10 protein-coding genes are annotated in these 13,211 nt (G+C 72.8%); 2 read left to right on the top strand and 8 right to left on the bottom strand.

All coding sequences use genetic code 11. From position 1 onward, the window contains the following. Positions 1-23: 23 nt before the first annotated feature. From ABZV93_RS05990 to ABZV93_RS05955, 8 genes are all read right to left on the bottom strand, one after another. Positions 24-1,484, bottom strand: a complete 1,461-nt coding sequence (locus ABZV93_RS05990; RefSeq protein WP_354931082.1) for a dihydrolipoamide acetyltransferase family protein — start codon at positions 1,482-1,484, stop codon at positions 24-26. 27 nt (positions 1,485-1,511) lie between these two features. Further along, the gene (locus ABZV93_RS05985) at positions 1,512-2,492 is read right to left on the bottom strand and encodes an alpha-ketoacid dehydrogenase subunit beta (RefSeq protein ID WP_354931079.1); all 981 of its coding nucleotides are present in this window, start codon (positions 2,490-2,492) and stop codon (positions 1,512-1,514) included. Beyond that, entirely contained in the window at positions 2,489-3,652 is a 1,164-nt protein-coding gene (gene pdhA, locus ABZV93_RS05980) for a pyruvate dehydrogenase (acetyl-transferring) E1 component subunit alpha (protein ID WP_354931077.1), read from the bottom strand. Before pdhA ends, ABZV93_RS05985 begins: the two co-directional genes overlap by 4 nt. A 338-nt stretch (positions 3,653-3,990) precedes the next feature. Beyond that, complete coding sequence (locus ABZV93_RS05975) at positions 3,991-5,142, bottom strand: CaiB/BaiF CoA-transferase family protein (protein ID WP_354931074.1); 1,152 nt, start codon at positions 5,140-5,142, stop codon at positions 3,991-3,993. Positions 5,143-5,180: 38 nt separating this feature from the next. Beyond that, entirely contained in the window at positions 5,181-6,326 is a 1,146-nt protein-coding gene (locus ABZV93_RS05970) for an acyl-CoA dehydrogenase family protein (protein ID WP_354931071.1), read from the bottom strand. Positions 6,327-6,379: 53 nt separating this feature from the next. Further along, complete coding sequence (locus tag ABZV93_RS05965; protein ID WP_354931068.1) at positions 6,380-7,201, bottom strand: hypothetical protein; 822 nt, start codon at positions 7,199-7,201, stop codon at positions 6,380-6,382. Positions 7,202-7,309: 108 nt separating this feature from the next. Then, positions 7,310-7,948, bottom strand: a complete 639-nt coding sequence (locus ABZV93_RS05960) for a hypothetical protein (protein ID WP_354931065.1) — start codon at positions 7,946-7,948, stop codon at positions 7,310-7,312. 81 nt (positions 7,949-8,029) lie between these two features. Further along, positions 8,030-10,168, bottom strand: a complete 2,139-nt coding sequence (locus tag ABZV93_RS05955; protein ID WP_354931062.1) for a 3-hydroxyacyl-CoA dehydrogenase NAD-binding domain-containing protein — start codon at positions 10,166-10,168, stop codon at positions 8,030-8,032. A 331-nt stretch (positions 10,169-10,499) separates the two neighbouring features. Between ABZV93_RS05955 and ABZV93_RS05950 the strand changes: the two genes are divergently transcribed. Beyond that, entirely contained in the window at positions 10,500-12,617 is a 2,118-nt protein-coding gene (locus tag ABZV93_RS05950; protein WP_354931059.1) for a glycogen debranching N-terminal domain-containing protein, read from the top strand. Between the two features lie 45 nt (positions 12,618-12,662). Further along, positions 12,663-13,178, top strand: coding sequence for a GNAT family protein (locus tag ABZV93_RS05945; RefSeq protein WP_354931056.1), 516 nt, complete (start codon positions 12,663-12,665; stop codon positions 13,176-13,178). The last annotated feature ends 33 nt before the right edge of the window (positions 13,179-13,211 follow it).

Raw genomic sequence — 13,211 nt, 5'->3', positions numbered from 1 at the left:
AGCCGCTGGTCGGGCGACCCCGTTTACGCGAGCAGCAGGGCGGACGCGGGGTCCTCCAGCACGCTCGCGACGTCCATCAGGAAACGCGAGCCCTGTTCGCCGTCGACGATGCGGTGGTCGAACGACAGCGACAGCGTGGCCACCCAGCGCGGGACCACCTCGTCGTCGACGACCCACGGCTGCTTGCGGATCGCGCCGACGGCGAGGATCCCGGACTCGCCGGGGTTGAGGATCGGGGTGCCGCCGTCGACCCCGAAGACGCCGACGTTGGTGATCGTGAACGTCGTTCCCTGCATCTCCGCGGGCTGTGTCTTGCCGGCGCGGGCGGTCTGGGTCAGCTCGGTCAGCGACCGGGCCAGGTCGGCCAGCGGCATCCGGTCGGCGTTCTTGACGTGCGGCACCATCAGCCCGCGCGGCGTGGCGGCGGCGATGCCCAGGTTGACGTGGCGCTTGAGGACGATCTCACCGGCCGGCTCGTCCCAGGTCGCGTTGAGTTCGGGCGTACGCCGCAGCGCGAGCAGGCACGCCTTGGCCACCACGACCAGCGGGGACAGCCGGACGTCGGCGAAGTCGCGGCGGGCGCGCAGCCGGTCCAGCAGCTCCATCGTCGCGGTGGCGTCGACGCTGACCCACTCGGTCACGTGGGGGGCGGTGAACGCGCTCTGGGTGACGGCCTGCGCGGTGGACCTGCGTACGCCGCGGACGGGGATCCGGGTCTCGCCGGCGGAGGGTGCGGCGGGTGCCACCGCGGCCTCGGCGGGCTCGGCCGCCGAGGCCGCGGTGGCGGCGAAGGCCTCCACGTCGGCCCGGCTGACGGTGCCGTTCGGCCCGGTCGGCGGCACCTGCGTCAGGTCCACGCCGAGGTCCTTGGCGAGCTTGCGGACCGGCGGCTTGGCGAGCACACCAGGGTGGGCGGGTGCGGGAGCAGCCGGCGCGGGCGTGACGTGCAGGGGCGGCGCGGGAGTCGGAGGAGTCGCGGGGGCGGCGGCCGTCGGGGCGGGTGCCGAGGTGCTGGTACGCGGGCGGCGGCGGGCGGAGGTCGTCCGCGGGCCGTACCCGACGAGCATGCTGGTCTTCTGCTCGTCGACGGCCGCTGCTTCGGTGGTCGCGCCCGGGCTTCCGGCGGCGACGTCGAAGGAGCCGGCGACAGCGGCCTCGGCCGCCTGCGGAGCAGAGGCTGCCGGAGCCGCCGCGGCGGCCGGAGCGCTCGGAGCGGACGGTCCCGGGGAGACGGCGGTGCCGGGTGCGGCGACCCGGATGATCGGTGTACCGACGGGAACGACCTGGCCCTCCGGCACCAGCAGTTCCGCGATCGTCCCGGCGTAGGGGCACGGCAGCTCGACCAGCGACTTCGCGGTCTCGATCTCGACCACGACGTCGTTGACCTTCACCTCGTCGCCCGGCTTGACCCGCCAGGACACGATCTCGGCCTCGACCAGCCCCTCACCTACGTCGGGGAGCCGGAACTCGCGCGCTTCGGTCATGGACCTTCCCTTCGTACGTTCGGGCCCTCAGTAGGCGAGTACGCGGTCGACCGCGTCGAGGATGCGGTCCAGGTCGGGCAGGAAGTCCTCCTCCGCCCGGGCCGGTGGGTACGGTGTGTCGAACCCGCCCACCCGCCGCACCGGTGCCTGCAGGGAGTAGAAGCACTCCTCGGTGATCCGGGTGGCGAGCTCGGCGCCCAGGCCACCGGTGATCGGCGCCTCGTGCACGGTGACGACCCGCCCGGTCCGGCGTACCAGCTCATACACCGGGTCCAGGTCGAGCGGCGAAAGTGTGCGCAGGTCGACGACGGCGAGGTTCTTCCCCTCCTCGGCGGCAGCCTGCGCGGCCTCCAGACAGGTCTTGACCATCGGCCCGTACGCCAGCAGCACCGCGTCGGTGCCGTCGCGGACGACCCGCGAAGCGAACAGCGGGTAGGGCGCCTCGGTGGCCTCGGTGTCGACCTCGGCCTTCTCGTAGTAGCGGCGCTTGGGTTCGAGGAAGATCACCGGGTCGTCGCTGGCGACGCACTGTTGGATCATCCAGTACGCGTCGCCGGGGCTCGCACAGGCGACGACCTTCAGGCCGGCGGTGTGGGCGAAGTAGGCCTCGGGGGACTCCGAGTGGTGCTCGACCGCGCCGATGCCGCCGCCGAACGGGATCCGGATCACCATCGGGACCGCGAGCCGGCCCTGGGAGCGGAAGCGCATCTTGGCGACCTGGCTGACGATCTGGTCGTACGCCGGGTAGACGAACCCGTCGAACTGGATCTCGCAGATCGGCCGGTAGCCGCGCAGCGCGAGGCCGATGGCGGTGCCGACGATGCCCGACTCCGCCAGCGGCGTGTCGATCACGCGGTCCTCGCCGAAGTCCTTCTGGAGTCCGTCGGTGACCCGGAAGACGCCGCCGAGCCGGCCGATGTCCTCGCCCATGATGACGACCTTCGGGTCGTCCTCCATGGCGCGGCGCAGGCCGGCGTTCAGGCTCTTGGCCAGGGTGAGCGCGGTCATCGGGTCACCTCCGCGTGGGGTGCGCCGCCGTCGGCCGCCTGGCCGGAAGGATGGAAGGACGCGTGGTATTCGCGGAACCACTCCTGCTGGGCCCGCAGCTCCGGTGTCATCTCGGCGTACACCCGGTCGAACGTCGCCGCGAGGTCGGGTTCGGGCATGGCCAGGGTGCCGGCGCGGACGTGGGCGGCGAGGTCGTCGGCCTCGGTGTCCAGGTCGGACAGGAACGCGTCGTCGATCAGGGCGTTGCGGGTGAGGTACGCCTTGACCCGGGCCAGCGGGTCCTTGAGCTTCCAGTGCTCCAGCTCGTCCTGCAGGCGGTACCGCGTCGGGTCGTCGGTGGTGGTGTGGGCGCCCATGCGGTAGGTGAAGGCCTCGATCAGCGTCGGGCCGCCGCCGTCGCGGGCCTGCTGCAACGCCGCCTTGGTGACGGCGTAGCTGGCGAGGACGTCGTTGCCGTCGACGCGTACGCCGGGGAAGCCGAAGCCCGCGGCCCGGCGGTAGAGCGGGATCCGGGACTGCCTCTCCTGCGGGGCGGAGATGGCCCACTGGTTGTTCTGCAGGAAGTAGACGGTCGGGGTGTTGAACACCGCGGACCAGATGAACGACTCGTTCACGTCGCCCTGGGCGCTGGCCCCGTCACCGAAGTAGGCGAGCACCGCCGCGTCCCGCTCCGGGTCGCCGGTGCCGACGCAGCCGTCGCGCTGCATGCCCATGGCGTAGCCGGTCGCGTGCAGGGTCTGCGCGCCGATGACGATCGTGTAGAGGTGGAAGTTGACGTCGGCCGGGTCCCACCCGCCGTGGTCGACGCCACGGAACAGGCTGATCAGCGCCAGCGGATCGACGCCGCGGCACCACGCGACACCGTGCTCGCGGTAGGTGGGAAAGATGAAGTCCTGCTGCCGGACCGCGCGGCCGGAGCCGATCTGTGCGGCCTCCTGGCCGAGCAGCGACGCCCAGATGCCGAGCTCACCCTGCCGCTGGAGGGCGATCGCCTCGGCGTCGATGCGCCGGGTGAGCACCATGTCACGGTAGAAGCCCCTGATGGCCTCGTCGTCCAGATCGAACGCGTAGTCGGGATGCTCGCAGCGCTCGCCCTCGGGCGTGAGCAGCTGCACGAGGTCGGGCTCACCCGCCGGGGCCCCGAACGTGCCTTCAGTCACCGTGCACTCCTTCAGTCCATCGGTGGGCGGGGTCGCCGCCACCGGGCCGGAGCTCAAGCCGCCTCGGACCAGTCGCCACCGGTGGGCGCGACCAACGTCCGACACGCACGGCTGTGACCGATCGCACAGCCGTGCCACCTAACGTACCGACAGCGCCCGCTCGACGCACCCGAACCCTGGGTGCACCAGGTCGTCCCAAGCGTGCCCGCCTGAGCTGTGCGTCCAGGATCTGCCCTCCTTCCCAGACCGCGCCATGTCGGATTCCACGGTTAGGCGCAACCGAAGTCGTTCGGCTCCCACAGTTTGTCGGACGTCCGAACGGATGGTCGGACGTCCGACTACCCGGCCCCGGGGGCGACCGCGCCGGAGCGGACCAGCTCACCGATCTCGGCCTCTCCGAACCCCGCGCCGGCCAGCACCTCCCGGCTGTGGGCGCCCGGAGCCGGCGCCGCGCCCGGCACCCCGCTCGGCGTCCGCGACAACCGGGGAGCGGGGGCGGGCTGGACCTGTCCGCCGACATCCACGAACGACTGCCGGGCCGCCGCCTGCGGATGGTGCGGCGCCTCGGCGGGTTCGAGCACCGGGGTCACACAGGCGTCGGTCCCGGCGAAGCGCTCGGCCCACTCGTCCCGCGTACCGGTGGCCAGCGCCGCCGCGAACGTCTCGTGCAGCAGCGGCCAGCCCGCCTCGTCGTACTGTCCGGGCAGGTCCTCGTCGACCAGCCCCAGCCCGGCGAGGAGTGCTGCGTAGAAGCGGGGCTCCAGCGCAGCCACCGCGACGAACCGGCCGTCCGCGCAGGGGTAGCAGCGGTAGAACGGTGCGCCGCCGTCGAGCAGGTTGCCGCCGCGCGGCCCGGTCCACATGCCGTCGGCGAGCAGTCCGTGCAGCTGCGCCGACAGCAGCGCGGCCCCCTCGACCATCGCCGCGTCCACGACCTGGCCGCGGCCGGAGCGTTCGCGTTCCCACAGCGCCGCGAGGATGCCGACGACGGCGAGCATGCCGCCACCGGCGAAGTCGGCGACGTAGTTCAGCGGCGGGGTCGGCGGCGCACCGGCCGGCCCGATCGGCGCCAGCGCCCCGGACACGGCGAGGTAGTCCAGGTCGTGCCCGGCCTCGTTCGCACCCGGGCCATCCTGACCCCACCCGCTGATCCGGGCGTAGACCAGCCGCGGGTTGGCGGCCAGGCAGGCGTCCGGTCCGATCCCGAGGCGTTCACAGACGCCCGGCCGGAACCCCTCGACCAGCACGTCGGCGGACCCCACCAACCGGAGCACGACCGCGATCGCCTCCGGGTGCTTGAGGTCGAGGGCGATCGAGCGCCGCCCGCGCGCCAGCGGATCGCCCGGTCGCGCCGGTCCGCCGGCCACCGCGTCGTGCCGGTCCACCCGCACCACGTCGGCGCCGAGGTCGGCCAGCATGGTCGCCGCGAACGGCACCGGGGCGAGGTTGGTGAACTCCAGGACGCGTACGCCGTTCAGCGGGCCACTCATCCGCCCATCATTCCCGCGCGGCGCTCCGGGACGCGCACCTACCCGTCGAGCATCGCCCGGCCGATGATCTCCTTCATGATCTCCGAGGTGCCGGCGTAGATGCGCTGCACGCGCGCGTCGGCGTACGCCCGGCAGATGGGGTACTCCCACATGTAGCCGTACCCGCCGTGCATCTGCACGCAGTCGTCGACGACCCGGCCGAGCATCTCGGTCGCGAACAGCTTCGCCTGCGCCGCCGACGGCGCGTCCAGCGCGCCCGCGTTGGCGGCCAGCACGCACTGGTCGACGTACGCCTGCGCCACGTCCACCTCGGTCCGCAGCGACGCGAGCCGGAACCTCGTGTCCTGGAACGCCGACAGCGGCCGGCCGAACGCCTGGCGTTCCCGCACGTAGGCGATCGTGTCCCGCAGCGCGACCTCCGCGCCGGCGACCGCGCTCATCGCGACCACCAGGCGTTCCTGGGCGAACTGCCGGGTCAGCTGGACGAACCCCTCGCCCGGGTGGCCGAGCACGTTCTCCTTCGGCACCCGGCAGCCGTCGAAGAACAACTCCGCGGTGTCCTGCGTACGCAACCCCAGCTTGTCGAGCTTGCGGCCCCGGGTGAACCCGGGCGTGCCGCTCTCCACGACGAACAGCCCGATGCCGTGCCGGCGGTCGGGTTCGGTGCGCGCGGCGACGAGGACGATGTCGGCGGTGATGCCGTTGGAGATGAACGTCTTCGCGCCGTCCAGCACCCAGTGGTCGCCGTCCTCCACGGCCCGGGTGCGCAGCGCGGCGGCGTCGGAGCCGGCCTCGGGTTCGGTGATCGCGATCGCCAGCACGGCCTCGCCGGTGATCGCCCGGGTGAGGAACCTCCGCTTCTGGCTGCGGGTGGCGGCGTGCAGGAAGTACGGCGCGACGATGCCGTTGTGCAGGCCGAGCCCGAAGCCGGACTCGTGCACCGCGGCGAGCTCCTCGATCATCACCTGCTCGTAGCGCAGGTCGGTGACGCCGAGCCCGCCGTACGCCTCGTCGGCGGCGGGCACCAGGAACCCCCGCCGCCCCGCGGCCAGCCAGACCTCCCGGTCGACCAGGCCGGCCTTGTCCCAGCCGGGCTGGCGGGGCACGACCTCCCGGGCACAGAACGTACGAAAGGACTCCCGGAACGCGTCGTGGTCGGCGTCGAAGTAGCCGTGGGCCCGCATGGTCTCGATCCTGCCGTGCCCGGCCTTCGCCGTAAACGGGGTCGGCGAACCGGTCAGCGCAGCAGCAGGCCGATGCCCGCGGCACCGCCGGCCCACAGCAGACTGACGAACGTGCCGATGATGAACCGCTCGGCGGCACCGGAGGCACGCAGGTCGGGGTAGCGGCCCAGGCCCTTCACCGCGAGGACCACCGCGACGCCCTCGCCGTACCCCACCAGCAGGCAGCTCGCGATCGCGGCGCGTTCGAGCACGCCGATCCAGGCGCCGCCACGGAGTACGGGGCGGCCGGTGCGCACCCGGCCCGGGCGGCGGGGAGTCTCCGTCCCGGTGATGCTCCGGGCCGCGCCGGGCGCCCCGGCGGGCAGTCCGCCGGCGCCGGGCAGGCCCCGCCCGGAGGCCATGCCGGACAGGGGGTCGCCGCCGGACGGCGACGAGCGGGCACCCGTCCCTGCGAACGCTCCCCCGTCGGGTCCGGGTGTTCCCGGTGTCCCCGGCGGTGCAGCCGGACCGCTGCTCGTCCCACCGTCAGCGCCCTCCCCCGGCAACGGCGTCGGCGCGGGCGCGACCGGCCGGGTGATGTCGGGGATGCCGGACTCGCCGGCGCCCCGCAGGATCGCGTGGGTCACGGGCTCGCCGCCGGAGATCGCCACCGCGACACTCAACACGACGGCGAGGACCCGGATCTCGTGCGACGGGACGCCGGTCATCCCGCTCGCGAACAGGCCGGCCAGCCCGAGCAGCCCGGCAGGTACGAAGGCCACCAGCCACCAGGGGAGCTGCTCGACCCGGTCGTGGACCGTCGGCACCCACGAGCCGACGGCGACCACGGCCAGCAGGGCGAGGACGACCAGTGCCAGATCGCCCCACACGTTCATCCGGAACTCACCTCGTCCCTTCCCCGTCGGTAGGTGCTCTCCGTACTCTGACAGCCGCTCTGCGTACTTTGACAGGTGCGCGGCCTCCTCAGGTGCCCTGCGGACCTTTCAGTCGCGACCGGAGGTGGACGCCGTACCGCGGGCCGCCCGGTCAGCCTCGTCGGCCTGGGTGAGCAGCCTGGCGGCGAGTGGCCGGGCCCCGCGCTCCTCCTGCCACAAGGCAGTGCGCAGCCGCTGGCTCACCGCCTGCGGGCTGATTTTCAGGTCGGTCGCGATGTCCTTCTGCGGGAGCCCCTGCCGGATCAGGTCGACCACCTCCCAGCCGGGTCCCGTACGCCGCTGCACCACCGCGGACAGCAGCGCGAGCAGGGACTCCGCCTCGGCGGCCGTACGGGTGTCGGGCCCGACCACGGCCAGCCTGGACGGGGTGTTCTTCGCCCGCTCCACCGCCTCCCGGGCGTTGATGAACGCCGGCCCGGTGGCCGCGCGCACGCTCGCCGGGATGGGTTCGCGCACCGATCCCACTCCCACTCCCGCCCACCAGTCGCCGGCCCGGACGACGTCGAGCACGACGTCGACCGCGTCGTCGGGATGGTCGAGCAACCCCTGCACCTCGTCCCCCGCGGTGCGTTCGAAGTCGCGCACGAACCGCATCGATGCCGGGTTGGCGCGCAACCGGGCAAGCAAACCGTCGATCTTGTCGACACCGTTGCGGCTGCCGCGCTGATCAAGCGTGAGAACCAGCATGTTTCCCTCCGGTACTCACAGGGACCGAGGTCCGGGGGCGACATTATCCAGGCGAGAGACTTGATTGGGGGGAAACAAGTCTCACCACTTGATGGGAGGTGGCTGGAACCGTTCGCCGTAACGCGCCATCAGCTCCTTGGCACGCGCCGTGAACACCGCGGGCCCACCGGATGCCGAGACGAACTGCGCCGCACCGCCGGTCCAGGCCGGGAAGCCGATCCCGAGCACGGTGCCCACGTTGGCGTCGCGAGCCGTCTGAACGACCCCCTCGTTCAGACAGCGCAACGCCTCCAGCGCCTGGACGAACAGCAACCGGTCGGCGACGTCGCCGACCGGCACCTCACCGGACCCGGTGGCGAACCGCTCCGCCAGCTCCGGCCACAGCCTTCTCCCGTCGTCTCCCCCGTAGTCGTAGAAACCGGCGCCGCCGCCCTTGCCGGGCCGGTTCAGCTCCACCATCGCCTCGATCACGTCGTACGCCGGAGAGGGCGCGGGCGTGTGCCCCTCCGCCGCGAGGTCTGCCATTTCCTGCGCCCGTACCCGGGCCAGCAGGGTGAGGCTCACCTCGTCGGCGACCGCCAGCGGGCCGACCGGGAAGCCCGCCGTCCTCGCGGTGTTCTCCACCACGGCCGGCGGCACACCCTCGACCACCATGGCGATGCCCTCGGTGACGTAGGTGCCGAACACCCGGGAGGTGAAGAAGCCGCGGCCGTCGTTGACGATGATCGGCAGCTTGCCGATCTGGCGTACGAAGTCGAAGGCCGCGGCCAGCGTCACCGGCGAGGTCTGCGCGCCGCGGATGATCTCCACCAGCGGCATCCGGTGGACCGGTGAGAAGAAGTGCAACCCGACGAAGCGCTCCGGCGCCTGGACCGCCGCGGCCAGGCCGGTGATCGGCAGGGTCGAGGTGTTGGACGCGAGGAACGCCCGGGGCGCGGCGCGTTCGGCCGCGGCGTGGACGGCGTTCTTCACCGCGCGGTCCTCGAACACCGCCTCCACCACCAGGTCGCACTCGGCCAGCGCCTCCATGCCGGGCCCGGTGTCGGTGACGGTGATCCGGGACAGCACCTCGTCCCGGCGGCCGGGCGTGAGCCGGCCCTTCGCCACCCGCTCGTCCAGCAGCGCGGCGACCCGGTCCCGCCCGGCGCGGGCCTGGTCGGCGGTGACGTCGGCGAGTACGACGTCGATGCCGGCGTACGCACTGACGTGGGCGATCCCGGCGCCCATCATCCCCGCGCCGAGCACGCCGAGCGTGCGCACCGGCCGCTTCTCGTAGCCCGGTGGCTTGGACGCGCCGCGGGCCACCTCGTTCCGGCCGAACCACAGCGTGCCGATCATGTTCTTCGCGACCTGGCCGGTCACCAGGTCGCAGAAGTACCTCGTCTCGATCTCCAGCGCGGTGTCGACGTCGACGAAGCTGCCCTCGACGGCGGCGGCGAGGATGCGTTCGGGTGCGAGGTAGGCACCGTGTGTACGACTGGTCAGCATCGCCGGAGCGGCCGACAGCGCGGCGTACCCCTGGGCGTCGGTGGGCTGGCCAGGCACCCGGAACCCCTTGTGGTCCCAGGGCTGGACCGGCCCCTCGGCCTCGGCGGCCCGCGCGTCGATCCAGCCGCGGGCCCTGGCGAGCACGTCCTCCGGTGTCGCGGCCAACTCGTCGACCAGCCCCGCCTTGGCGGCCGCACCGGGACCGAGCTGGGTGCCCTCGACCAGCAGCGGAAGCGCGGCGGTGAGGCCGAGCAGCCGGACCGACCGGACGATGCCACCGGCACCGGGCAGCAGCCCCAGCGTCACCTCGGGGAAGCCGATCCTCACCGCCGGGTCGTCCAGCGCGATCCGGCGGTGGCAGGCCAGCGCGATCTCCAGGCCGCCACCAAGCGCGGACCCGTTGATCGCGGCGACCACGGGGCGGCCGAGGCGTTCGAGCCGACGCAACTGCGCCTTGACGTCGGTCAGGAAGCCGCGGAACTCCGCGAGATCACCGCGGTCGACGTCGCGCAGCATCTCCAGGTCGCCGCCGGCGAAGAAGGTCGGCTTGGCCGAGGCGAGGATCACCCCGCGGAGCTCGCCCGCGTCGCGGTCGCGTTCGAGCCGGTCGACCGACGCGCCCATCGCCGTCATGTAGTCGGCGTTCATGACGTTGGCCGACTGGCCCGGCTGGTCGAACGTCAGCGTGACGACACCGTCGGCGTCCCTGTCGTACCGCACGGCGTCTGTCATCACGTCCTCACCCAAGCTCGGGACGGCGGTGTTGTCGCGGAGGGTTGTCGCAGTGTTGTGTGGAGACGCTACCCGCCCGGTCACGCCTTCAGTCCGTACGTCGGCGCGCCCACGGGCCGGAGCCGGTCCCGCCGACGAGCCGAACGGTCGGACCGGCCACACTGGCGGACCGAACGTAGGACACAATCCTGCGCCAACCGGTTCGGGCGCCAGCCCCCGTCCCAAGATCAGATCGATTCAGATCGATAACGATAAGGAAAGATCGGGATCTGGTCGGGATCTGGTCGGAGACGGACCGGCGGACGGACCGCCCCGTGGTGAGGAGACGCCGATGCCGCAACCGTTCCTGCACGAGCTGGTCAGCTGCGTGCACGCCCCCGCAGTCGCACTGTCCGATGCGGACGGGCAGATCCGGCCCGGTGGCGTGCAGGGCGTGCTCCTGCACGACCGGCGCGCCCTGTCCACCCTGCTGGTCGATGTCAACGGCGTGGAGCCGACGCCGGTCGGGCACGCCGTCCACGACGCCGGTACGGCACGGTTCGTGAGCGTGGCGCGCGACCTGGGCGACCCCGGTGCCGACTCGACGGTGCGGGTCGAGCGCGAACGCCGGGCCGGTCCGGACGGCATCGAGGAGACCCTGACGCTGGTCAACGCCGCCCGGACCGCGGTGGAGTGCGTCGTACGGGTGCGGGCCGGGTCCGACCTCGCCGCCATGGACGACGTACGCCGCGGCGGTCGGCCACCCCTGGCGGCTCTGACCTCGGCGGGTTCGGGCACCTGCGCCTGGGACGGCGAGGACGTCCGGGTGACGTTGCTGGCCGCGGACGGTGCTGGAACGCACGGGGACGAGCGGACGCCGGTCATGTACGAGACCGACGCCGAGCGCCACGCGGTGTTCGCCTGGCGCGTCAGCCTGCCCGCGCGGACCCGCTGGTCGACCTCGCTGCGGCTCACCGTCGAGCGGATCGCTGCCGCCGGCGGCGCCGAGCCGGTGACAGCCACCAGTGCCTTCCTGCCCGCGGCTGACGGCCCCGGCTGGTCCGAGGTCGACGTCTCCGGACCGGCCGAGCTGGAACGGCTGGTCGACCGCAGCGTGGAGGACCTGGCCGCGCTCGCGCTCGCCGACCCGATGGCGCCGGACGACGTGTTCCTCGCCGCCGGCAGCCCGTGGTTCTTCACGTTGTTCGGCCGGGACTCGCTGTGGGCGGCCCGGCTCACCCTGCCGCTCGGCACCGACCTCGCCCGCGGCACGCTGCGGACCCTCGCCCGCCGGCAGGGCACCAAGACCAACCCGGACACCGCCGAGGCGCCGGGCAAGATCCTGCACGAGGTACGCCAGGACACCCTGGCCGTCGGCGGTCCCGGCGGGCTCCCGCCGCTGTACTTCGGGACGATCGACGCCACCGCGCTGTGGATCTCGCTCCTGCACGACGCCTGGCGCTGGGGCATGCCGGCCGAGGAGGTCACCGAGTTCCTCGACCCGCTGGAGGCCGCGCTCGGCTGGCTGACCGGGGACGCCGACGCCGACGGTGACGGCTTCCTGGAGTACATCGACGAGTCCGGGCACGGCCTGGCCAACCAGGGCTGGAAGGACTCCAACGACTCCATCCAGTTCCCCGACGGCACCATCGCCGACCCGTCGATCGCGCTCAGCGAGGCGCAGGCGTACGCCCACGAGGCGGCCATCGGTGGCGCGGCCCTGCTGGAGGCGTTCGGCCGGCCCGGGGCGGACCGGCTGCGGGACTGGGCGGAGGTGATGCGCGAGCGCTTCCGTACGACTTTCTGGGTGTCGGACCGACGCGGCTCCTTCCCCGCGATCGCCCTGGACGGCGGGAAGCGGCCGGTCGACACGGCCACCTCCAACCTCGGCCACCTGCTCGGCACCGGCCTGCTCAACCCGGAGGAGTCCGCCCGGGTCGCGGCCAGGATGGCCGAGTCCGACCTGGACAGCGGCTACGGCCTGCGCACGATGAGCGCCGACGCGGCCGGGTTCAACCCGCTCGGCTACCACTCCGGCTCGGTGTGGCCGCACGACACCGCGATCGGCATGCTCGGGCTGTCCCGCGCGGGCCACCACCGGGCCGCGGCCTCGCTGGCGTTCGGACTGCTGCGGACCGCACCCGACTTCGCGTTCCGGCTGCCGGAACTCTTCGCCGGCACCGACGCCCACGCCGGGGATCCGGTGCTCGCCTACCCCGCCTCGTGCCGGCCGCAGGCGTGGTCGGCGGCCGCCTCGGTGGTGATGCTCACCGCCGCACTCGGGCTGGAGCCGGACGTGCCGGGCGGGACGCTGCGGGTCGCGCCGGCGGCGGACTTCGCCGCATGGTGGCCGCTGCGGGTGAGCGGGCTGCGGATCGCCGGGCATTCGCTGGCCGTCGCCGTGGACGCTTCCGGCCAGGTCGAGGTGCAGACGTCCGCCCCGGTGAAGGTCGAGACCCGCTCCGTGTAGTGCTCGGCCCGCGATCCGTCCAGGTACCGGAGCTAGCATCGGCCGATGGCCGAACGACTGTTGCTGCGCGCCTTCCTCGAGGCCGACCTGGACGTCCTGGATCGCCTGTGCACGGACCCGGAAGCGCTGGGCACCTTCGAGTGGCACGGGTTCGTGGATCCGAAGATTCGCCGCCGTCGCTTCGAAAAGGACAGCTACGTGGGCGAGGACTCCACCGCGCTCGCCGTCACAGTGGACGGGGAGGTCGCCGGCCTGGTGTCCTGGCGCGGACTGGACTACGCCGGACCCGAAGGCACCTGCCTCGAGGTCGGTGCCGCACTGCTGCCCGAGCACCGCGGCAACGGGCTCGGCACGCAGGCACACCGGGTGCTCGTCGACCACCTGTTCAGGTTCACGACCGTGCACCGGCTCGAGGCTCGGGTCGAGGCCGGGAACACCGCCGAACAACGAACGCTGGAGAAGGTCGGCTTCCGGCGCGAGGGCGTGCTGCGCGAAGTCTGCTGGCGGGACGGCGCCTGGCGGGACGCAGTGATCTACGGCCTGCTCCGCACCGACGCCTAGCGAGTAGGGTCGTACCCGCGTGGTCAGCGGCGA

Origin of the sequence: Actinopolymorpha sp. NPDC004070 (genome assembly GCF_040610475.1) — a bacterium.
In the GTDB taxonomy this organism is placed as follows: domain Bacteria; phylum Actinomycetota; class Actinomycetes; order Propionibacteriales; family Actinopolymorphaceae; genus Actinopolymorpha.
Note: the sequence above shows the minus strand (reverse complement) of the source record. Positions and strands in the feature narration are given on the sequence as shown.

Coding starts and splice junctions, on each gene's coding strand:
- ABZV93_RS05990 (WP_354931082.1), bottom strand. CDS start 1,484: ATGACCGAAGCGCGCGAGTTCCGGCTCCCCGACGTAGGTGAGGGGCTG.
- ABZV93_RS05985 (WP_354931079.1), bottom strand. CDS start 2,492: ATGACCGCGCTCACCCTGGCCAAGAGCCTGAACGCCGGCCTGCGCCGC.
- ABZV93_RS05975 (WP_354931074.1), bottom strand. CDS start 5,142: ATGAGTGGCCCGCTGAACGGCGTACGCGTCCTGGAGTTCACCAACCTC.
- ABZV93_RS05970 (WP_354931071.1), bottom strand. CDS start 6,326: ATGCGGGCCCACGGCTACTTCGACGCCGACCACGACGCGTTCCGGGAG.
- ABZV93_RS05965 (WP_354931068.1), bottom strand. CDS start 7,201: ATGAACGTGTGGGGCGATCTGGCACTGGTCGTCCTCGCCCTGCTGGCC.
- ABZV93_RS05960 (WP_354931065.1), bottom strand. CDS start 7,948: ATGCTGGTTCTCACGCTTGATCAGCGCGGCAGCCGCAACGGTGTCGAC.
- ABZV93_RS05955 (WP_354931062.1), bottom strand. CDS start 10,168: ATGACAGACGCCGTGCGGTACGACAGGGACGCCGACGGTGTCGTCACG.
- ABZV93_RS05950 (WP_354931059.1), top strand. CDS start 10,500: ATGCCGCAACCGTTCCTGCACGAGCTGGTCAGCTGCGTGCACGCCCCC.
- ABZV93_RS05945 (WP_354931056.1), top strand. CDS start 12,663: ATGGCCGAACGACTGTTGCTGCGCGCCTTCCTCGAGGCCGACCTGGAC.